Here is a 23197-nt window from a genome sequence, read left to right as displayed (position 1 = left end):
AGCTTCCAGCTTTTAGTTCGCGACAATATTCAGCAGTTTGCCGGGCACGTAGATCACCTTGCGGATGGTCTTGCCGTCCAGGTGGCGGGCCACGTTGTCCTCGGCCTTGCCGGCGGCTTCCACCGCGGCCTGATCGGCGTCGGCGGCCACGGTCACCTTGCCGCGCACCTTGCCGTTGACCTGCACCACCACCAGCTTTTCGTCTTCCACCAGGGCCTCGGCGTCGGCCACCGGCCAGCTGGCGTGGTCGATGTCGTCATGGCCCAGGGCCTGCCACAGCGCGAAGCAGGCATGGGGCGCTATGGGGTGCAGCATCACCACCACGGCTTCCAGCGCTTCCTGCAGCAGGGCGCGGTTCTGTTCGTCGTCCATGTCCACCCGGGCCAGCTGGTTCATCAGCTCCATGATGGCGGCGATGGCGGTATTGAAGGTCTGGCGGCGGCCCACATCGTCGCTCACCTTGTTGATGGTCTTGTGCAGCTCCCGACGCAGGCTCTTCTGGTCGTTGTCGAGGCGGCCCGGATCCAGCGCCGCCGCCGGGCCGCGGGCCTGGTGTTCGTACACCAGCTTCCACAGCCGCTTGAGGAAGCGCTGGGCGCCCTCGACGCCGGAGTCGGACCACTCCAGGGTGAGGTCGGCGGGGGAGGCGAACATCATGAACAGGCGCACGGTGTCGGCGCCATAGCGATCCACCATCACCTGGGGATCGATGCCGTTGTTCTTGGACTTGGACATCTTGGTCATGCCGGTGTGCACCAGCTCGCGACCTGCCTGGTCGACGGCACGCTTGATGCGGCCCTTCTCGTCCCGCTCGACGGTGACATCCAGCGGGCTGACCCAGGTCCGGCCGCCCTTGTCATCGGTGTAGTAGAAGGCATCGGCCAGCACCATGCCCTGGCACAGCAGGCGCTTGAACGGCTCGTCGGACTCGACCAGGCCGGTGTCGCGCAGCAGCTTGTGGAAGAAACGGGCGTAGAGCAGGTGCATGCAGGCGTGTTCGATGCCGCCGATGTACTGATCCACCGGCAGCCAGTAGTTGGCCTTGTCCACGTCCAGCATGCCCTGGTCGTAGTCGGGGCTGCAATAGCGGGCGTAGTACCAGGAGGACTCCATGAAGGTATCGAAGGTGTCGGTCTCGCGCAGGGCCGGCTGGCCGTGGTAACTGGTCTTGGCCCAGTCGGGGTCGGCCTTGATCGGGCTCTTGATGCCGTCCATTACCACGTCTTCCGGCAGCACCACCGGCAGGGTCTCTTCCGGGGCGCCGACCACGGAGCCGTCTTCCAGGTTGAGCATCGGGATGGGTGCGCCCCAGTAGCGCTGGCGGCTCACGCCCCAGTCGCGCAGGCGGTAGTTGACCGTTTTGCGGCCCAGGCCTTTTTCCGCCAGGGCGCCGGCGATGGCGTCGAAGGCCTGCTCGAAGGCCAGGCCGCTGAACTCGCCCGAGTCGAACAGCACGCCCTTCTCGGTGTAGGCGGACTCATGGATGTCGAGCTCGCTGCCGTCGGCGGGCTTGATCACCGGCACTATATCCAGGCCGTATTTGGTGGCGAACTCGTAGTCACGCTGATCATGGGCGGGCACCGCCATGACGGCGCCGGAGCCGTAGTCCATCAGCACGAAGTTGGCGACCCAGATGGGCACCTGCTTGCCGGTGAGCGGGTGCACCGCATAAAAGCCGGTGGCCATGCCCTTTTTCTCCATGGTGGCCATCTCGGCCTCCGCCACCTTGTGGTGCTTGCACTCCTCGATAAAGGCGGCGAGCTCCGGGTTGTGCTCGGCGGCCCGGGCGGCCAGCGGGTGGGCGGCGGCCACGCCCACGTAGGTCACCCCGAACAGGGTATCGGGGCGGGTGGTATACACCTCGAAGCCGTCATCCTGGCCGTCCACCGCGAAACGCAGGGTCACGCCCTCGCTGCGGCCGATCCAGTTGCGCTGCATGGTCTTGACCTGCTCGGGCCAGCCTTCGAGATGGTCGATGTCGTTGAGCAGCTCTTCCGCGTAGTCGGTGATCTTGATGAACCACTGGGGAATTTCCTTCTGCTCCACCGGGGTGTCGCAGCGCCAGCAGCAGCCGTCGTTGACCTGCTCATTGGCGAGCACGGTCTCGTCGTTGGGGCACCAGTTGACCGAGGACGTCTTCTTGTAGACCAGGCCCTTGTCGTACAGCTTGGTGAAGAACCACTGCTCCCAGCGGTAGTACTCGGGGGTGCAGGTGGCCAGCTCCCGATCCCAGTCGTAGCCGAAGCCCAGCCGCTTGAGCTGGTTCTTCATGTAATCGATGTTTTCGTAGGTCCAGGGGGCCGGGGCCGTCTTGTTGTTGATGGCGGCGTTTTCGGCGGGCAGGCCGAAGGCGTCCCAGCCGATGGGTTGCAGCACATTTTTACCCTGCAGCCGTTGATAACGGGAGATGACGTCACCTATGGTGTAGTTACGCACATGCCCCATATGTAGCCGACCTGAGGGGTAAGGGAACATGGACAGACAGTAGAACTTGTCCTTGCCCGGCTGCTCGGTTGCCTTGAAGGTCTGCTGCTCGGCCCAAAAGCGTTGCACTTCGGGCTCAATATTCTGGGGATTGTATTGCTCTTGCATCGGTGACATCCGGTTCCGTGAATTGGGTGCTAACACACAGGATAAATCGGCATAGAATACCCCAGGGGGTAACAAGCAACAATAGCCGCCCCGCCCCGGCTCGATGGAGGAAACAGCCATGAGTGAGAAAGACGACAAGCACAGAAAAGGTTACGAGGCCTTCGTGGAGGAGCTGCACCGGCAGTGGGAGGCGGCCGAGAACACCACCATCAAGGAGATGGTGGAGAAGACCCAGGCCTACATGGAGGCGGCCGGGGACCTGACCCGCGACGAGCTGGCGCTGATTGCCGAGTACGTGAAACGGGATCTGGCCGAGTACAGCGGCGAGGAATTCCGGGACAGCCTCTTCTACCGGCGCATCCGCGAGACGGTATGGGGCTGGCTGGCCAATGCCACCGACAAGAGCCAGCTGGAATGGCGGGAGTTCGCGCAGGATCTGGAACACAACGGCGAATACCGGGCCGGCGAGGTGGTGGGGCCGGGCCTCTATGCCTGTGCTCTCTGCGCCCACGTTCACGAAATCAGCCATCCCGAGGTGCTCGCCACCTGCCTGGAATGCGGCCACGACGGCTTTATCCGCCGGCCGCTAAAGCCGTAACCCTGGAACAGGGCTGGACAGCAACGTTGCCAGCCCGACTTCCTGCCCGTTTTCGTGTTGGCGATCTCCTCATCTCGTCGAGTGTTTTCGTTTGACACTATATTTAGCTGCCGTGTTAGTATCCAGATTGACACCGCAATGAAGCGCGCCCGTTTATTCGTTGGGGGTCCTCAAGGACGAGTGACGCTGTGGACCTGACCTTCCTCGTTCCCGCATATTCCTTGGCATATATGGCCAGCCACTGCCATATATCACCAGGAATATATTGATATCCAAAATGAATAATTAATTTTGCGTTCACAGTAATGCACTAACATAGCTGTTCCGAATAGCAGATCACTGCCGACAGCGGCCGGGGGTTGCTAAGCAGACCCTTCGCGCCAGGGATGGCGCGGTGGCGCCCCCAGGGGCGAGCTTGTCTCGCCGGGACGAGCTGTTTCAGCCTGACCGAACATCCAGTGAATGTTCGCAGCAGGCTGAAACAGTGAGTGGCGTGTCTTCACGGCGAGTCTGTGTGCGGTACTCGGTCGATGTAGCACTATTAAGAGCAGTTATTAGGCTCCCTGTTTGTGAACGCAGCCAACTGGATACTGGCTTTCTAAGGATAAGAGACGACCTATGTTTAAACAGACCTTGCTTGCCTCATCGATGCTGCTGGCCATCAGTGGTTGTACCGTGACTCCGCAAGCCGTTTCCCCCGAACGCATCAACGACAGGGTCCATGCCGACATGGCGTTGTTCTCCCAGGAAGAAAGCCGGATCCAGGGCGCCATCGGCCTGGAGGATGCGATTGCCCGGGCGGTACGCAACAACCGGGACAAAAAGCTGAAGGCGCTGGAGTCGGCCCTGGAGCAGGGACAAATCGATCTGGTCCGGCATGAAATGCTGCCCAGCCTGGCCGCCTCGGCCGGCTATTCCGCGCGCAGCAACTATGCCGCCTCCGCCAGCGTCGGCTTTGAGGACGGACAACCGGATCCCCTGGGCCCGGATCCTTCCTACTCGGTCTCCCAGGACAAACAGCGCTCCACCTATGATCTGGCCTTTACCTGGAACGTGCTCGATTTCGGTCTTTCCTATGTGCGCGCCAAGCAGCATGCGGATCGTTATCTGATCGCCCGGGAGCGGGAGCGCAAGGTCGTGCACAATATCACCCAGGATGTCAGGGGTGCCTACTGGCGGGCGGTATCGGCCGAGCGGCTGCTGCAGAAAATCGGCCCATTGATGGCGCAGGCCTCCGCCGCGCTGGAAGACTCGCGCCAGGTTGAGCGGCTGCAGCTGCGGTCCCCGATGGAGGCGCTGTATTACCAGCGTGAACTGCTCGATATTTTGCGTTCCCTGCAGTCGCTGCGCCAGGACCTTGCCAACGCCAAAACGGAACTGGCGTCATTGATGGGCGTCAAGCCGGGCACCGTTTTTGAACTGGCCGATGTCGGTGCCCCGAACTTCGGGGTACCCAGCCTGACGGTGGAGCCGGCCACCATGGAAGAGCTGGCGCTCAACCAGCGTCCCGAGCTGGTGGAAACCTACTACCAGCAACGTATTTCGGCGGCGGATACCCGCGCCGCCCTGCTGAAAATGCTGCCCGGGATCAGCCTTAATGCCGGCGCCTATTACGACAACAGCGATTATCTGCTGAACCAGGACTGGACCAGCCTGGGGGCCCAAATCAGCTGGAACCTGTTCGATGTGTTCAAGGTGGGCGCCGAGCGGCGCATGGCGAGCACCCGGGAAGCGCTGGCACAAGAGCAGCGCCTGGCGTCGTCCATGGCGGTGCTGACCCAGGTGCACCTGGCCCGGATCCGTTTTGACGAATCGCTGAAGACGTTCGACCTGGCCGAGCGCTATCTGCAGGTGGCCCACCGCATCAATGAACAGACCGTCAATGCCGGGCGCCTGCAGCGGGCTTCCGAGCTGGATCTGATCCGTGAATCCCTCAACACCCTGCTGGCCGAACTGCGTCGCGATGTGGCCTATGCGGATCTGCAAAACAGCTATGGCCGGGTCTTTGTCACCATGGGCATGGATCTGCTGCCGGACGATTATGCCCACAGCAGCGTGGAGGAGTTGGCGACCCATATCTCCGAGCAGTTGGTCCGCTGGCAGCGGGGTGAGCTGGCCGGGCCGACGGCCGTCGCGCCTGCTGCCGCGGACGACGAAGAGGAGGAGGCGCGGGCCATTGGCAACGCCTCGGAAGCGGCGGATGAAATAAGCTGATGCGGCGCCTCTGGAGCAAGTGCCTGTTGCTGTCGACCCTGTTGCCGGCGGTGATCCCCGCTCAAGCCGAGGAATACAAGGCGCGGGCGGTGATCAAGGCCAGGGATCGGGCGGTGCTGTCCGGCGAGCTGGCGGCCCGGGTGACCGGCCTGCCGAAGCGTCCGGGAGAAAGCTTCAAGCAGGGGGAACTGCTGGTCGGGCTGGACTGTGCGCTGTACGAGGCGCAGGCCGGCAAGGTCGCGGCCGAGCACAACGCCGCCAAGATCAAGCTGGAGAACGCCCGCCAACTGAACGAACTGCGCTCCATCGGCAGCCTGGATGTGGCGCTGGCCCAGTCGGAGTATGCCCAGACCCAGGCCGAGCTGCGCATCGCCAGGATCAATACCCAGCGCTGCCGGATCACCGCGCCCTACGACGGCAAGGTGGTGACCGTGCTGATCAACCAGCATGAGAACATTCGCCAGCAGCAGGAGCTGATCGAAATCATTGCCGATCGCCGGCTGGAAGCCGAAGTGGTGGTGCCGGCCACCTGGCTGGGCTGGCTGCAGCCGGCGGCACCGCTGACGCTGCAGATAGATGAAACCGGGGCCAGGGTGGAGGCGACCATTGCCGCCATCAGCCCGGCCATTGACCCGGTCAGCCAGACGCTGCTGTTGCGTGCCGAGCTGGCCCAGCCGGCCGAATTGATACCGGGAATGAGTGCGACCGCCTATTTCGGCCCGGCCGGCACTCAGTAACATCATACAGTTGGCACCGGCTGAGCGGAGATCGGCTCCGACGCCGGTGCCGCTCAGGGACAGATGCCATGAACAAGCAAGATAACGCCAAAACCGCCCCCGGATTTCGTCGTAAGCCGCTGATCACCGCCCTTGAATCACGCATCTTGCTTGATGGCGCCGCCGTGGCCACCACCCTTGACATGACCACGGACCTGGCCTTTCAGCAGGATCCGGTGCATCAGCCCGCCCCGGATCAGGCCGTGCATTTCAGCGACGGCAGCCTGGCTCTGGCGCCCACCCAGCTCAAAGCCGGGGATCCCGGCCAGAACAACGGCCGCAGGGAAGTCGCTTTTGTCGACTCCAGTGTGGCCGACTACCAGACGCTGGTGGACGGCATCGGTGCCGGCATCGAAGTCCGGCTGCTCGATGGCAGCCGGGACGGCCTGGCGCAGCTGGCGGTATGGGCCCAGAACCACCGCGATTACGATGCCATCCATATCCTCAGTCACGGCGCCGAAGGGCAGTTGCGGCTGGGCAGCCTGACCCTGGACGGCGCCGAGGCCGACGGCCGCGCCGCCGAGCTGGCTACCCTGGGCCAGGCCCTGACCGCCGACGGCGATCTGCTGCTCTACGGCTGCTCCGTGGCCGGCGGCGAGGGCCAGGCTTTCCTGGCCCGGCTGGCGAGCCTCACCGGCGCCGACGTGGCGGCCTCGGACGATGCCACCGGCGCCGCCGCCCTGGGCGGCGACTGGGAGCTGGAAGTGGCCCAGGGCCGCATAGAAACGGGCGGGGAGGGGATCTCGGCCGAGGCCATGGCGGCCTTCCAGCATACCCTGGCCGAGACGGTGATCGAGAACACTGAGGATATATGGAATTTCACAAACGTCGGGATTGAAATTGGGCAGTCCTTTACCGCCACCCAGGACGGCCGGCTGACTAAAATCGGGGTCGCCAATGACCTCGACAATTATACGCCGTCCGGCACCGCCACCCTTAAGGTCTATTCGGGAGAAGGTGTTAACGAGGCCAATCTGCTCTATACCAAGACCGGCATCGACTTTTCCTCCGTCGATACCGCTATCACTAACGACAACTACAGCTTCCATTACATTGCCATAGACAGTGACGTCCAGCTGACCAGCGGCCAGGTTTATACCTTCTATTTTACGCCTGCCACTGCCATTAACCTGGGGTACACGGATGCCGGCTCGGGCCGGGGCTACGACGGAGGGGTGGCCTACGTGGACGGTAGTGCCGCTACTGTTGCTGACCTGGCCTTTAGTGTCACCATAGAGACCGGGCCGGCCAACAGCGCGCCCGTGCTCGGCAATCTGGATGGCGACAGCGTGGCCTGGCCCGGCGCGGGCAATACCGTGAGCCTGGACGCCGGCGACGAGCTGACCGTGACCGACACCGAGCTGGATGCGCTGAACGGCGGAGATGGCGACTGGTCCGGCGCCAGCCTGACGGTGCAGCGCGCGGGCGGCGGCCTGGCGAACGACATCCTGGGCTTTGACACCGACGGCGCTGGTTTTAGTGTTGTCGGCAGCGAGCTGCAGTCCGGTGGCCAGACCTTTGCGACCTTTACCAACAGCGGCGGCGTGCTGACCGTCACCTTTACCGGCAGCAATGTCGCCACCACGGCCCTGGTGCAGGAGGTGATGCAAAGCCTCAGCTACCGCAACGACACCCCCTATGGCGATGCCACCCTGAGTATCTCTCTGAGCGACGGCACCGGCAGCACCGGCGCCGAAGTGACCGTCACCAGCGACACCATCTACGTGGATCAGCTGACCGATGACGGCGAGGACGACACCGCCGACGGTTTTTCCCTGCGTGAGGCCGTGACCCGGGCCGCCAGTCAGGACGGCACCCAGACCCTGGTGTTCGGCTCGAGCCTGGCGGGCCAGACCCTGACCCTGGACTCAAGCCTGGCGCTGGCCGAGAGCCTGATCCTGGATGCGGATGGAGCACCGGGCCTGATCATCACCGGCAGCGGCATCACCCTGGCGTCCGGGGTTAGCCTTTCCATCGGCAATGGCGCGGGCGACGACCTGACCATCAACAGCGACATTTCCGGCGATGGTGCCCTGGTCAAGAGCGGGGCCGGCACCCTGACCCTGGGCGGGACCAACAGTTACGGCGGCGGCACCACCGTCTCTGACGGCACCCTGGCCGGCACCACCGCCAGCCTGCAGGGCGACATCACCAACAACGCCACCCTGACCATAGTGCAGAGCGCGAATGGCAGCAGCTATACCGGCGTTATCAGCGGCAGCGGTGAGCTGGTCAAGGCCGGTGCCGGCACCCTGACCCTGAGCGGGACCAACAGTTACAGCGGCGGCACCAGGGTGACGGCGGGTCAGCTGGCCATTACCTCGGATGCCAACCTCGGCAGCGGCAACCTCACCCTGGACGGCGGCTGGCTCCACAATGGCAATGCCACCTTCACCCTCAGTAGGGACATTACCCTGGGGGCCGCGGGGGGCGGCGTCTTCGTCGTCAATGGCGACCTGACCGTCTCCGGCGTCATCTCCGGCAGCGGTGCGCTGACCAAGCTGGGCGGGCGGACCCTGACGTTGTCGGGCATCAATACCTACAGCGGCACCACTAACCTGTCGGCGGGCACCCTGTCGGTGGCGGGCGACGCCAACCTGGGCACCGGCAGCCTGACGCTGTCGGGCGGCACCCTGGCGGTCACCGCCAACGGCACCATCGACAATGCCATCACTCTGGGCGCCGGCGGCGGCACGCTCTTCGCCGACCACCTGGTCACCCTGTCGGGGGTGATATCCGGCACCGGCAGCCTGACCAAGACCGGCGGCTCCTGGCTCAGCCTGTACGGCAACAATAGCTATAGCGGCGACACCCACATCAACAGCGGCGGCGTTGGCGTCTATCACAACAATGCCCTGGGTGCCACATCCGGCCGCACCACGGTCGCCGATGGCGCGGCGCTGTCGCTGGGGAGCAACATCACCCTGGCCGAGGACCTGACCCTCGCCGGCGCCCCCGGTTTCACCGGCGGTGGGGCACTCAGCTTGAGCGGCAGCGGTGATGCCACCCTCACCGGCGATATCACGCTGTCGGGAGATGCGGGCATTCGGGTGGCACAATCCGGATCCCAATTGACCCTGAGCGGCACCATCAGCGGCGGCCATGCCCTGACCACAACGGGTAACGGCACCCTGGAACTGAGCGGCGGCAACAGTTACAGCGGCGCCACCACCGTCTCCGCCGGCACCCTGCTGCTCACCGGCAGCCTGGACAACACCAGCGGCGTGACCGTGGCCGCGGGGGCGACCCTGGCCGGCGGCGGCGATGGCTCGACCACCGGCATCATCAACGGCGGCCTGACCGTCAACGGTACCCTATCGCCGGGCGCCAGCTCGGGCGCTACCGCCATACTGGTGGTGAACGGCAACCTGGCCTTTGGCGCCACCGGCAGCCTGGTGGCGGATATCAACGGCACCAGCCTGGGGGATGAGTACGATATTCTTTCCGTCCATGGCGGCGTGACCATCGACTCGGGCGCGACCCTGTCGGTCACCCATGGCTATACGCCGGGCAATGCCGACAGTTATCGCCTGATCACCAATGACGGTAGTGATGCCATCAGCGGCACCTTCACCGGCCTGGCGGAAGGGGGCACCCTCACCGCCGCCGGCAACGGCACCGAGCTGACCGCCTACTACGGCGCCACCGACGGTGGTGATACCAGCGGCGGCAACGAGTTGATGCTGCAGGCGCCGGTGAATGCGTTGCCCGAATTCGCCAACCTCGACGGCGGCGCCACCTTCGTCGAGGGTGGCAGCGCCGTGGTGATCGACGGCGATGTGACCCTGTCGGATGCGGAGCTGGATGCCCTTGAGGGTGGCAACGGCAACTACCATGGTGCCTCCGTCACCCTCGTCCGTGCGGGCGGCGCCAATGCCGACGATCAGTTCGGCAATACCGGCCTGCTGGGCGCGCTGAGCGAAGGGCAGGGCTTCACCTACGACGGCGTGACCCTGGGAGTGGTGACCACCCACTCCGGCGGCCTGCTGAAGCTGACCTTCAACGGCAACGCCACCTCGGCCATCGTCGATGCGATCTTGCAGTCCCTCACCTATGCCAACGGCGCCGAGGATCCGTCCGCCTCCGTCACCCTGGATTGGACCTTCAATGATGGCTCCGCCAACAGCGCCGGCAGCAATCAGACCGTGGTCAACATCACCGCGGTGAACGATGCCCCGACCCTGACGGCGACGCCGGCCGACCCCACCTTTACCGAGAACGGTTCCGCAGTGACCCTGTTTAGCGGCGCCAGCGCGGCGACGGTGGAAAGCGGCCAGGGCTTCGGCGGCCTGGTGGTGACCGTCGGCAACCTGAGCGACGGGACGGCGGAGCGGCTTGGGGTCGATGGCAGCGATATCACCCTGACCAACGGCACCAGCGGTACCACCAGCGGCAATGGCCTGAGCTATTCGGTGGCGGTCAGTGACGGCACGGCCACCCTGACCTTCAGCGGCGGCAGCCTGTCGACCGAGGATCTGCAGGATCTGGTCGAGGGCATGACCTACAGCAACAGCAGCGAAGATCCGGGTACGACCAGCCGGGTGGTGACCATCACCAGCCTGACGGACAGTGGCGGCACGGCCAACGGCGGGGCGGATACCGCTGCGCTGGCCCTGGCCTCGACGGTCACCGTGGTTGCAGTGAACGATGCGCCGCTGGCGGTGGATGACAGCGCCACCGCCATCGAGGCGGGCGGCACCGCCAACGGCAGCGCCGGCAGCAACGCCAGCGGCAATGTGCTGAGCAATGACAGCGATGTGGATGGTGGCGACAGCAAAACCGTGAGCGCGGTGCGTACCGGTGCCGAGAGTGGCAGCGGTGACAGCGGCACCATCGGTGCGGCGCTGATCGGCCAGTACGGCAGCCTGACGCTGAATGCCGACGGCAGCTACAGCTACGTGGTGGATGAGAGCAACGCCGCGGTGCAGGCGCTGCGTGTCAGCGGCCAGATCCTGAGCGAGAGCTTTACCTATACCGTTACCGATACCGATGGCCTGAGCGACACGGCGACGCTGACCATCGCCATCGACGGCCGCAACGACGCGCCGGTGGCGGTGGATGATGGCGCCACCGCCATCGAGGCGGGCGGGGTGGCCAACGGCAGCGCCGGCAGCGATGCCAGCGGCAATGTGCTGAGCAATGATCTCGATGTGGACGACGGCGACAGCAAAACCGTGAGCGCGGTGCGTACCGGTGCCGAGAGTGGCTCGGGTGACAGCGGTACCGTCGGTGCCGCCCTGGCGGGCCAGTACGGCAGCCTGACGCTGAATGCCGACGGTACGTACAACTACGTTATCGATGAGAGCAATGCCGCGGTGCAGGCGTTGCGTGTCAGCCGCTGGCGGTGGATGCAGCGCCAGATCCGGGCGGCACCGCCAACGGCACTGAGCGAGCGGCAAGCTTTACCTATACCGTCACCGATACCGATGGGCTCACCGACACGGCGACGCTGACCATCACCATCGACGGCCGCAACGACGCGCCGCTGGCGGTGGATGACAGCGCCACCGCCATCGAGGCGGGCGGCACCGCCAACGGCACTACCGGCAGCAACGCCAGCGGCAATGTGCTGAGCAATGATCTCGATGTGGATGGCGAGGCCAATGGCGAGACGGCCACCGTGACCGCCATTCGTACCGGTGCCGAGAGTGGCAGCGGTGACAGCGGTACCGTCGGTGCGGCCCTGGCGGGCCAGTACGGCAGCCTGACGCTCGATGCCGACGGCACTTACAGCTATGTGGTGGACGAGTCCAATGCCGCGGTGCAGGCGTTGCGTGTCAGCGGCCAGATCCTGAGCGAGAGCTTTACCTATACCGTCACCGATACCGATGGGCTCACCGACACGGCGACGCTGACCATCACCATCGACGGCCGCAACGACGCGCCGCTGGCGGTGGATGACAGCGCCACCGCGGTGGAAGCGGGCGGCACCGCCAACGGCAGCAGTGGCAGCGATGCCAGCGGCAATGTGCTGAGCAATGATCTCGATGTGGACAGTGTTGCCAATGGCGAGACGGCCACGGTGACCGCGGTGCGCACCGGCGCCGAAGGCGGCGTGGGCGACAGCGGCACCGTCGGTGCGGCCCTGGCGGGCCAGTACGGCAGCCTGACGCTGAATGCCGACGGTACGTACAACTACGTTATCGATGAGAGCAATGCCGCGGTGCAGGCGTTGCGTGTCAGCGGCCAGACCCTGAGCGAGAGCTTTACCTATACCGTCACCGATGCCGATGGGCTCACCGACACGGCGACGCTGACCATCACCATCGACGGCCGCAACGACGCGCCGCTGGCGGTGGATGATGGCGCCACCGCGGTGGAGGCGGGCGGCACCGCCAACGGCACTACCGGCAGCGATGCCAGCGGCAATGTGCTGAGCAATGACAGCGATGTGGACGACGGCGACAGCAAAACCGTGACCGCCATTCGTACCGGCGCCGAGTCCGGTTCGGGCGACAGCGGCACCATCGGTGTGGCCCTGGCGGGCCAGTACGGCAGCCTGACGCTGAATGCCGACGGCACTTACAGCTATGTGGTGGACGAGTCCAATGCCGCGGTGCAGGCGTTGCGTGTCAGCGGCCAGACCCTGAGCGACACCTTCACCTATACCATGAGTGACACCGCCGGCCTGACCGACAGCGCGACGCTGACCATCACCATCGATGGTCGCAACGACGCGCCGCTGGCGGTGGATGACGGTGCCACCGCCATCGAGGCGGGCGGTACCGCCAACGGCACTGCCGGCAGCAACGCCAGCGGCAATGTGCTGACTAACGACAGCGATGTGGACGGCGAGGCCAATGGCGAGACGGCCACGGTGACCGCGGTGCGCACCGGCGCCGAAGGCGGCGCGGGCGACAGCGGCACCGTCGGTGCGGCCCTGGCGGGCCGGTACGGCAGCCTGACGCTGAATGCCGATGGTTCTTACAGCTATATGGTGGATGAGAGCAACGCCGCGGTGCAGGCACTGCGTGTCAGCGGCCAGACCCTGAGCGAGAGCTTTACCTATACCGTCACCGATGCCGATGGCCTGAGCGACACGGCGACGCTCACCATCACCATCGACGGCCGCAACGACGCGCCGCTGGCGGTGGATGACGGCGCCACCGCCATCGAGGCGGGCGGGGTGGCCAACGGCACTGCCGGCAGCGATGCCAGCGGCAATGTGCTGACTAACGACAGCGATGTGGACGGCGAGGCCAATGGCGAGACGGCCACCGTGACCGCAATTCGTACCGGTGCCGAGAGTGGCAGCGGTGACAGCGGTACCGTCGGTGCAGCCCTGGTGGGCCAGTACGGCAGCCTGACGCTGAATGCCGACGGTACGTACAACTACGTTATCGATGAGAGCAATGCCGCGGTGCAGGCGCTGCGTGTCAGCGGCCAGACCCTGAGCGAAAGCTTTACCTATACCGTCACCGATGCCGATGGCCTGAGCGACACGGCGACGCTGACCATCACCCTCGACGGCCGCAACGACGCGCCGCTGGCGGTGGATGACAACGCCACCGCCATCGAGGCGGGCGGGGTGGCCAACGGCAGCAGTGGCAGCGATGCCAGCGGCAATGTGCTGAGCAATGATCTCGATGTGGACAGTGTTGCCAATGGCGAGACGGCCACGGTGACCGCGGTGCGCACCGGTGCCGAGAGTGGCAGCGGTGACAGCGGTACCGTCGGTGCCGCCCTGGCGGGCCAGTACGGCAGCCTGACGCTGAATGCCGACGGTACGTACAACTACGTTATCGATGAGAGCAATGCCGCGGTGCAGGCGCTGCGTGTCAGCGGCCAGACCCTGAGCGACACCTTCACCTATACCATGAGTGACACCGCCGGCCTGACCGACAGCGCGACGCTGACCATCACCATCGACGGCCGCAACGACGCGCCGCTGGCGGTGGATGACAACGCCACCGCGGTGGAAGCGGGCGGCACCGCCAACGGCACTGCCGGCAGCGATGCCAGCGGCAATGTGCTGACTAACGACAGCGATGTGGACGGCGAGGCCAATGGCGAGACGGCCACGGTGACCGCAATTCGTACCGGTGCCGAGAGTGGCAGCGGTGACAGCGGTACCGTCGGTGCAGCCCTGGTGGGCCAGTACGGCAGCCTGACGCTGAATGCCGACGGTACGTACAACTACGTTATCGATGAGAGCAATGCCGCGGTGCAGGCGCTGCGTGTCAGCGGCCAGACCCTGAGCGACACCTTCACCTATACCATGAGTGACACCGCCGGCCTGACCGACAGCGCGACGCTGACCATCACCATCGACGGCCGCAACGACGCGCCGCTGGCGGTGGATGACAACGCCACCGCGGTGGAAGCGGGCGGCACCGCCAACGGCACTGCCGGCAGCGATGCCAGCGGCAATGTGCTGACTAACGACAGCGATGTGGACGGCGAGGCCAATGGCGAGACGGCCACCGTGACCGCAATTCGTACCGGTGCCGAGAGTGGCAGCGGTGACAGCGGTACCGTCGGTGCAGCCCTGGTGGGCCAGTACGGCAGCCTGACGCTGAATGCCGACGGTACGTACAACTACGTTATCGATGAGAGCAATGCCGCGGTGCAGGCGCTGCGTGTCAGCGGCCAGACCCTGAGCGAAAGCTTTACCTATACCGTCACCGATGCCGATGGCCTGAGCGACACGGCGACGCTCACCATCACCCTCGACGGCCGCAACGACGCGCCGCTGGCGGTGGATGACAGCGCCACCGCGGTGGAAGCGGGCGGCACCGCCAACGGCAGCAGTGGCAGCGATGGCAGCGGCAATGTGCTGAGCAATGATCTCGATGTGGACAGTGTTGCCAATGGCGAGACGGCCACGGTGACCGCGGTGCGCACCGGTGCCGAGAGTGGCAGCGGTGACAGCGGTACCGTCGGTGCGGCCCTGGCGGGCCAGTACGGCAGCCTGACGCTGAATGCCGACGGTACGTACAACTACGTTATCGATGAGAGCAATGCCGCGGTGCAGGCGTTGCGCCAGAGCGGCCAGACCCTGAGCGAAAGCTTTACCTATACCGTCACCGATGCCGATGGGCTCACCGACACGGCGACGCTCACCATCACCATCGACGGCCGCAACGACGCGCCGCTGGCGGTGGATGACGGCGCCACCGCCATCGAGGCGGGCGGCACCGCCAACGGCACTGTCGGCAGCAACGCCAGCGGCAATGTGCTGAGCAATGATCTCGATGTGGACAGTGTTGCCAATGGCGAGACGGCCACCGTGACCGCGGTGCGCACCGGCGCCGAAGGCGGCGCGGGCGACAGCGGCACCGTCGGTGCGGCCCTGGCGGGCCGGTACGGCAGCCTGACGCTGAATGCCGATGGTTCTTACAGCTATGTGGTGGACGAGAGCAACGCGGCGGTGCAGGCGCTGCGTGTCAGCGGCCAGACCCTGAGCGAGAGCTTTACCTATACCGTGACCGATACCGATGGGCTCACCGACACGGCGACGCTCACCATCACCATCGACGGCCGCAACGACGCGCCGCTGGCGGTGGATGACAGCGCCACCGCGGTGGAAGCGGGCGGCACCGCCAACGGCAGCGCCGGCAGCGATGCCAGCGGCAATGTGCTGACTAACGACAGCGATGTGGACGGCGAGGCCAATGGCGAGACGGCCACGGTGAGCGCCATTCGTACCGGCGCCGAAGGCGGCGTGGGCGACAGCGGCACCGTCGGTGTGGCCCTGGCGGGCCAGTACGGCAGCCTGACGCTGAATGCCGATGGTTCTTACAGCTATGTGGTGGACGAGAGCAACGCGGCGGTGCAGGCGCTGCGTGTCAGCGGCCAGACCCTGAGTGAATCCTTTACCTATAGGGTGATGGACGCGGCGGGTCTCACCGACAGCGCCACCCTGACCATCACCATCGACGGCCGCAACGACGCGCCGGTGGCCCTGACCACCAACATCAATGAAAAGTGGAACCTGGGTAAAGACTACCGGCGCGATATTTCCGCGCTGTTTGCCGATGCGGACAGCGCCCTTTATGGCGAAGACCTGGACTTCCTTATCCAAGGGCTGCCTTCCGGGCTGAGCTATAACCCGGCAACAGGGGTCATATCCGGCAAACCGGCCGAGGTGGGCAAGTTTGTCGTTACCCTGACGGCCGTGGATAAGGCCGGGGCCAGCGTGTCGCGTGACTACCTGCTGGAAATCTTGGCGCCGCCGCAAGAAACGCCGGTCTCACGGTCCACGGTAAATACCGATGTGCCGCCGCCCAGGGTGGATAACACCCGGGTAACCAATGATCTCTCGCCCTTGCCGCAAGGCCTGGTCAGACAGGACGGCAACACGGATCCGGCAGCCGGGGTTGGCTTTGTTGCTACCCCGGCGCAGGGGCAAACCGAAACCCTGTTGTTGTCGGCCAACAATGCGCTGGTGGTACAGATCAGGGGAACAGACGGTAATGTTACCACCCGGGCCTCGGTGGATGTCAGTGTCAGTGAGACCGGCGAGGTGGTGTTTACCGAGGTTCAGCGGCAGGCATTTGATGCGGTAGCCCTGAGCGTGTCCGGCATCGTTTCAACGGCCGACAACCGGCTCACCATTGATATCGTCGATGCCAAAGCCGGGCAAGGACAGGTCTACGTCGGTACACTGGCGGATGGTTCCGCCTTGCCGGACTGGATCACGATTGATCCGCAGACCGGCAATGTCACCGTCAGCTCCCCCGGGCAGCTAAGCGAGCTGGCGATCAGGATCCAGGCGGTGGGCAGCGATGGCCAGGTGCGCGTCCTGGAAATCAAGCTGGACGTGGACGCCGTACTGCGTAAACAGGCGACGGCCGAGCCGGAGCAGCCGACGGCTGCATTGCCCGTTACCGGTTTTGTGCCGCTTGCGGAGCAGTTGGCCGCCGAAGTGGACGCGATGGAAGGGTATGGCAACAGGCTGCTGACCATGCTGTCCACCGTTTAAGGAGCTTATGTGAATCAACAGGTTGCAGCTTTATTGGGGCTGGAACAGCAGCTGCGCAAGGCGGACAGCCTTGCGCAGCTGTGTTATATCATCGCCAATCAGACCCATGGCTGTGTTCCCTATACCCAGAGTGTGTTGATCCTGGGGGACGAGCTGCGCCACTTGCAGGTAGTGGCGGCCTCGGATATTCCGGCGGTCGACTATACCTCGCCGTTCGTTGCCTGGGCCGAACAACTGGGACGTCATCTGGCGCGGCAGGAGGGCGCAGGGCAACTGCATGGCGTGACACGCCGGCAGGTCGCCGAGGGCCTGCGTCAGGACTGGCGGGAGATGGCGCCCGAGCAGCTGCTCTGGGTGCCGCTGCGGGTTGCCGCCCAGCAGGGGCGCCTGCTCGGGGTATTGCTGCTGTTCCGCCCCGACCCCTGGTCGGAGCAGGAGCAGGGAGTGCTGGAGCACCTTGCCGGCACCATGGCCCATGCGCTGTTTGCCCTGCAGCGCAGGCGGCCGATGAAAAACCTGCTGCAGCGGATGCGCCAGCGAAAAACAGGGCTGCTGCTGGCACTGGCGTTGCTGGCGGTGATGTGGGTACCACTGCGGCTCAGTGCGCTGGCGCCGGTGGAAGTGATCGCCAGGGATCCGCTGGTGATCAGCGCCCCCCTCAATGGAGCCGTGACCCGACTTGAAGTGGTTCCCAACCAGAGTGTGCAGGCGGGAGACCCCCTGGTGCGGTTCGAGGACACCGAGCTGGCCAGTGAGTACGAGATAGCCCAGCAGGCGTTGCTGGTGGTACAGGCCGAGCTGAAAACCGTGCAGCAAAGCGGTTTTATGGATCCGGCCCAAAAAGCGCGCCTGGCCGAGTTGGAGTCGCAGGTGAACTTACGGCAGGCGGAAATGCGTTATGCCCGCTCCCGCTTGGAAAAAGCGACACTTCATGCGCCCGGCGCCGGGACTGCGGTATTGGGTGACCCCAACGAATGGAAAGGGCGGCCGGTTAACATAGGCGAACGCATCATGTTGCTGGCCGATCCCGAGGCCATCGAGCTTGAAATCATGCTGGCGGTGAAGGATTCGATTGCCCTGCGGGAAGGGGCAGAGGTCAAGGTGTTTTTTGATAACGATCCCTTGTCTGCCTGGTCGGCATCCATTCATCATGCGGGTTATGAAGCGCAGCGCACCCCCGATAACCTGATGGCGTATCGCCTGGTTGCCCGGCTCGACGCCGCGCCAACGGGCTCGGTACTGCCCCGCATAGGTACGCGCGGTTCGGCAAAGGTTTATGGCGACCGGGTGAGTCTGTTCTTCTATCTGTTCCGCCGGCCCATTACCAGTGCCCGTCAATGGCTGGGCTGGTAGCGTCATGAGCAAGGCTGTCGTGCTACCTGCGTTGCGCCAAAACCTGCGGCTGTTGCCCGGGGCACCCGATGAGGATGGCGCTCCGCGCTGGCTGCTGTTTGACGCGGTGCGCAACAAATATTTTGCCTTGTCGGCCGAGGCGCTTTATCTCGTCAGGCACTGGCAGGCCGGGCTGGCGGTTGAGCATTTTCTGCTGGAGCTGAAGCAGCGCGGCCACGATTATGCTGCCGAGGAGGTGACGGCCTTTATCGATTTTATCCTGTCGAATAATCTGAGCGAGGCCCGCTCGGTCGATGCCTGTGCCCGGCTTTATCGGCAGCATGCGGCGCAGGTGCTGGGGTTCTGGCGCTGGCTTGTTCATCATTACCTGTTTATCCGTATTCCCCTGTTTCGTCCCGACGCTTGGCTGATACGCTGGACGCCCCGCTTAAGCTGGCTGTTTGAGCCGCAGACCCACTACCTGCTGCTGTCGCTCGGTTTGCTTGGCCTGGTGTTGGTGGTGCGCCAGTGGGACAGCTTCTGGGCAACCTTTTTGCATTTTTTTACCCCGGAGGGATTGCTGCTGTATGGGCTGACCCTGGCGGTGGTGAAGAGTGCCCATGAGCTGGGCCATGCGTTCGCCGCCAAGCGCCAGGGGTGTCGGGTGGCGTCCATGGGTATTGCCTTTCTGGTGATGTTTCCCGTGCTCTATACCGATACCACCGATGCCTGGCGGCTCAGATCCAGAGCGGGGCGGTTGCGGATCGTCACCGCCGGGGTGCGTACCGAGCTGTATCTCGCCCTGTTCGCCACCTTTCTCTGGAATCTGTTACCCGATGGTCCGCTCAGGAGTGCGGTTTTCTTTGTGGCCACCACCAGCTGGATCAGCTCGCTGCTGGTCAATATCAGCCCCTTCCTGCGTTTTGACGGCTACTATGCCTTTTCGGACTGGCTGGGTATTGAAAACCTGCAGCACCGGGCGTTTGCATTCGGCCGTTGGCGCTTGCGTTATCTGTTACTGGGGCTGAAGGACCCGCTGCCCGAGCCCCAGTCCCGGAGCCGGACCAGGCTGATGGTCTACTATGCCTGGGCGACCTGGCTGTATCGCCTGGTGCTGTTCTTCGGCATCGCCTTGCTGGTCTATCACCTGTTCTTCAAGGTGCTGGGAATACTGTTGTTTGCGGTGGAAGTGCTCTGGTTTATTCTGCTGCCGATCGGGAGGGAAGTCAGCGTGTGGTGGAAACGCCGGACTGAATGCGCCGTGGGCGCCGGTCGCCTGCTGTGCTGGGCTCTGGCGGGCGGCGGACTGATGTTGAGCCTGGTGCCCTTGCCGGTGAGCGTGCCGATACCGGCCATCTTGAAAGCCCAGAGCGAGCAAACCCTGTTTGCCTCCGAGCCGGCGATCATTGCCGAAGTGACGGTGCGCCAGGGCGAACGGGTCGAAGCTGGCCAGTTGCTGCTGCGGCTGGAGTCGGAGCCGCTGAACTTTGAGTTGCAACAGGTTGAGGAAGAGCTCCGTCTCGCGCAACAGCTGCTGGATCGCAGTGGCAGTTCGGCCCGGGAAAAGGCCGGCCGGGCCATTACCGAACAGCAAACCCGGCGACTGCGGGAGCGCAAAGCCGGGCTGCTGGCCCGCCAGGCTCGGTTGCAGGTGCGGGCGCCGTTTGCGGGCCGGGTGACGCAAATCGAACGGTTACACCCCGGCGTGTGGGTGGCCGCCGATATGCCGTTGCTCTCGCTCGCCGACCCCGCTCGGTTGCGCGTTGAAGGGTACCTTGGTGAACAATATCTCGATCTGGTCGGCCAGGGGAGCCGGGGCGTCTTTATCGCCGATCGGCCGGGGGGGGCTGCCCTGCCGGTGGTGATCCGTGAGGTGGACATGGGCGCGGTCTTTGCCCTGCCTTACGGGGAGCTGGGTTCCGAATACGGCGGTCGCATTGCCGTGCGGCGTATCGGCGAAGACCGGCTGGTACCGGAAGCGGGGCTGTACCGGGTCGCCATGATCCTGGATAACGGCGTGACAACGGTGACCACCGATGCTCGTTTGCCCGGTGTGGTCACCATAGAGGGGGCACCGCGCAGCTGGCTGTGGTATCAGCTGCGCAGGATGCTGGCGATATTGATCCGGGAAAGCGGCTTCTGAAATGGCACAGGCCCGTGAGGGCCGGTTTGCTTGATGACAAAGTCCACTACCTACTTTTTGCCAGATAGTTCCCTCTGCCGCAGCTGTTTAACCCTGGTCATCTCCGCGAAGACGGAGATCCATGACATATTGCACTGGACTCCCGCCTTCGCGGGAGTGACTACAGAGAGCGACGAAGCGTCGTCAGCAGTCTGACAGGCCCGTGATGGGCCTGTTTGCTATCAGCGGATCAGGGTGCGGAATTGCAGGCTGCGGCGGCGAGAAAACCAGGCGGCGCCCAGCAGGCTGGCGGTCAGCAGCAGTAGCAAGGGGGTATGGCCGAAACGGGCGTAGGGGGTGAGGCCGGTCATGCCGGTCACCTCGGCGCGCAAGACCCCCGGCTCGAACTGGGGCAGGCTGGCGGTGACGCGGCCTTTCTCGTCGGTGACCAGGGTGACCCCGTTGTTGGTGGCGCGGATCAGCGGCCGGCCCAGCTCCAGGGCGCGCATGCGGGCGATCTGCTGGTGCTGCCAGGGGCCGATGGACTGGCCGAACCAGGTGTCGTTGGACAGCGTCAGCAGGTAGTCGGTGTCCGGCTTCATGTTCTCCCGCACCAGCCCCGGGAAGGCGACTTCGTAGCAGATGGCCACGCTGAAGCGGCGGCCGGCGGCATCCAGGTCCGGCTGTCCGGCCTCGCCCCGGGAGAAGGACGACATGGGTAAATCGAAGAAGGGGGCCAGGGGACGCAGCAGGTTGCCGAAGGGCACGAATTCGCCGATGGGTACCAACTGCTGCTTGTAGTAGCGGTTGCCGTGGCCGTCCGCATAGGCACCGCTGCCCAGGCCGATCACCGCGTTGTAGACTTCGCCCTCGGCGGGACGGGAGACGATGCCGGTCAGCAGGCTCTGGCCCCGCTCCTGCATCAACTGGTCCACCTGGGCCAGCCAGGGTGCCAGCTGCTGTTCGGAAGACGGCAGGGCCGATTCGGGCCAGATCACCACCTCGGCGTCCTGCTCCGGCAGGGTAAGCCCCAGGTGGCGCTCAAGGCTCAACTCCAACTGACCCGGTATCCATTTCAGTGACTGCTCGATATTGCCCTGCACCAGGACGAAGCGGCTGCTCTGGGTTGGGCTGACCCACTGGATCTGGCCCAGGCCCAGCACCGCCGTCCACAGCGTCAGGGCGATCAGGCCCGGCCCCCAGAGGGGACGGCGGCGCCCCAGCAGCCAGAGCGCGCCGGCGGAAAAGCACAACAGCCAGCTGATGCCCTGTACCCCCAGCACCGGCGCCAGTCCGGCCAGGGGACCCTCCAGCTGGCTGTAGCCGAACCACAGCCAGGGAAAACCGGTCATCACCCAGCCGCGCAGCCAGTCGGCCACCACCAGCAGGGCCGGCAGCACCAGCAGGGCCCGCAGGGCCGGCGAGGGCACCAGGCGCTGGCTCAGCCAGCAGGCGGCGGCGGTATAGAGGCTGAGGTAGGCGGCCAGTAACGCCACCAGGAAAAAGGCGGCCGGCAGCGGCAGGCCGCCGAACAGGGTCATGCTGACATGGATCCACCACAATCCCGGCAGGAAGAGGCCTAGGGCCCAGGCGAAGCCCCGCTTGGCGGCGAGGGTCGGGGAGGCATTCTGGGTGGCGAGATAGAGGCCGAACAGCGACACCAGGGCCAGTGGCCAGAGGTCGAAGGGACTGAAGGCTAAAACGCCGAGGGCCCCGCTAAGCAGGGCCCCGAAGGTTGGCAACAAGGTGCGCACTATGCTGGCTCCGAGGAGGAGGTTTCCTGACTGTCCGGCATCTTAACCTGTAACTGCAGCAGGCGTCGACGATCGGCGTGGGCGACCTTGAACACGAAGCCCTCGATCTCGACCTGCTCGCCCTTGGCCGGCAGGTGGCCGAAGGCGTGCATCACCATGCCGCCGACGGTATCGGCTTCTTCGTCGCTGAAGTTGGTATGGAAGAATTCGTTGAAGTCCTCGATGTCGGTGAGGGCCGCCACCGCAAAGACCCGCTTGCTGATCTGGCGGATTTCGGCGCTTTCTTCGGCGTCGTACTCGTCTTCGATGTCACCGACGATAAGCTCAAGGATGTCTTCGATGGTGACCAGGCCGGACACGCCGCCGAACTCGTCGACCACTATGGCCATGTGGTAGCGTTCTTCCCGGAATTCCTTGAGCAGCTTGTCGAGCCGCTTGCTCTCGGGCACCACCACCGCCGGGCGCAGCACCTTCTCGATGGCGAAGGGCTCGTCGGTGAGGCCGAAGCCGTATTGCAGCAGATCCTTGGCCAGCAGTATGCCTTCGACGTGATCCTTGTCTTCGTTGACCACGGGGAAGCGGGAGTGGGTGGACTCGATGATCATCGGCAGGAAGCTGGACACCGGCTGGGACTTTTCCACCGTCACCATCTGGGAGCGGGGGATCATGATGTCCCGCACCCTGAGCTCGCTCACCTCCAGCACCCCCTCGATCATGTCCTTGGTGTCCTGGTCGATGAGCTCGCGCTCACCTGCATCCATAATCACTTCTACCAGCTCTTCACGGCTCTTCGGTTCGCCCTGAAAAAGTTGGCCGAGTCGCTCAAGCCAGTTTTTCTTGCTGGACGAACCGTTTTCTGAGTTCGAATTGTCGTCGCTCATGGAC

General features: G+C 64.6%; 10 protein-coding genes. 7 read left to right on the top strand and 3 right to left on the bottom strand.

The features are described 5' to 3' along the window. Nucleotides 1-12: 12 nt before the first annotated feature. Nucleotides 13-2592, bottom strand: a complete 2580-nt coding sequence (gene leuS / locus ACT7DK_RS14390; RefSeq protein ID WP_445402366.1) for a leucine--tRNA ligase — start codon at nt 2590-2592, stop codon at nt 13-15. 118 nt (nt 2593-2710) lie between these two features. On the opposite strand from leuS, the gene ACT7DK_RS14385 reads away from it, so the two are divergent. From ACT7DK_RS14385 to ACT7DK_RS14355, 7 genes are all read left to right on the top strand, one after another. Further along, nucleotides 2711-3190, top strand: a complete 480-nt coding sequence (locus ACT7DK_RS14385) for a zinc ribbon-containing protein (RefSeq protein ID WP_445400296.1) — start codon at nt 2711-2713, stop codon at nt 3188-3190. Nucleotides 3191-3808: 618 nt separating this feature from the next. Beyond that, a complete protein-coding gene (locus ACT7DK_RS14380) occupies nt 3809-5404 on the top strand; it encodes a TolC family protein (RefSeq protein ID WP_445400294.1) in 1596 nt (531 codons plus the stop codon). Continuing rightward, complete coding sequence (locus ACT7DK_RS14375) at nt 5404-6141, top strand: efflux RND transporter periplasmic adaptor subunit (protein WP_445400292.1); 738 nt, start codon at nt 5404-5406, stop codon at nt 6139-6141. Before ACT7DK_RS14380 ends, ACT7DK_RS14375 begins: the two co-directional genes overlap by 1 nt. Before the next feature lie 68 nt (nt 6142-6209). Continuing rightward, entirely contained in the window at nt 6210-11633 is a 5424-nt protein-coding gene (locus ACT7DK_RS14370; protein WP_445400290.1) for a DUF4347 domain-containing protein, read from the top strand. After that, on the top strand, nt 11525-17104 hold the full coding sequence (locus tag ACT7DK_RS14365) for a beta strand repeat-containing protein (RefSeq protein WP_445400288.1): 5580 nt from the start codon (nt 11525-11527) through the stop codon (nt 17102-17104). Before ACT7DK_RS14370 ends, ACT7DK_RS14365 begins: the two co-directional genes overlap by 109 nt. A 9-nt stretch (nt 17105-17113) precedes the next feature. Then, on the top strand, nt 17114-18457 hold the full coding sequence (locus ACT7DK_RS14360) for an efflux RND transporter periplasmic adaptor subunit (RefSeq protein ID WP_445400286.1): 1344 nt from the start codon (nt 17114-17116) through the stop codon (nt 18455-18457). 4 nt (nt 18458-18461) lie between these two features. Next, complete coding sequence (locus ACT7DK_RS14355) at nt 18462-20579, top strand: HlyD family efflux transporter periplasmic adaptor subunit (RefSeq protein ID WP_445400284.1); 2118 nt, start codon at nt 18462-18464, stop codon at nt 20577-20579. Between the two features lie 221 nt (nt 20580-20800). On the opposite strand, the gene lnt is transcribed toward ACT7DK_RS14355, so the two are convergent. Both lnt and corC read right to left on the bottom strand, forming a co-directional pair. Continuing rightward, a complete protein-coding gene (gene lnt / locus ACT7DK_RS14350) occupies nt 20801-22312 on the bottom strand; it encodes an apolipoprotein N-acyltransferase (RefSeq protein WP_445400282.1) in 1512 nt (503 codons plus the stop codon). Beyond that, entirely contained in the window at nt 22312-23193 is an 882-nt protein-coding gene (gene corC, locus ACT7DK_RS14345; RefSeq protein ID WP_445400280.1) for a CNNM family magnesium/cobalt transport protein CorC, read from the bottom strand. Before corC ends, lnt begins: the two co-directional genes overlap by 1 nt. Nucleotides 23194-23197 lie beyond the last annotated feature (4 nt).

It is taken from the genome of Zobellella sp. An-6 (assembly GCF_052487945.1).
This window is presented reverse-complemented; position numbering and strand designations above follow the sequence as displayed.